Genomic DNA, 315 nt, shown 5'->3' on the forward strand with positions numbered 1-315 from the left:
GCAGCTGGAGGATGGAAGGACCCTTGCTGACTATAACATCCAGAAGGAGTCCACTCTCCATTTGGTCCTCAGGCTCCGTGGTGGTATGCAGATCTTTGTCAAGACCCTCACCGGAAAGACCATTACTCTTGAGGTTGAGAGCTCTGACACCATTGACAATGTCAAGGCTAAGATTCAGGACAAGGAAGGGATCCCCCCAGACCAGCAGAGGTTGATTTTTGCTGGCAAGCAGTTGGAAGATGGCAGGACCCTAGCTGATTACAATATCCAGAAGGAATCCACCCTTCATCTTGTGCTCCGTCTCCGTGGTGGTAT

Annotated in this window: 1 protein-coding gene; it reads left to right on the plus strand. The window is 50.8% G+C overall.

The features are described from left to right. The coding region (locus QWY28_RS23395) for a polyubiquitin (RefSeq protein WP_300955316.1) at positions 1-315 on the plus strand (315 nt) is incomplete at both ends.

It is taken from the genome of Nocardioides oceani (assembly GCF_030412965.1).
Taxonomy (GTDB): Bacteria; Actinomycetota; Actinomycetes; order Propionibacteriales; family Nocardioidaceae; genus Nocardioides; species Nocardioides oceani.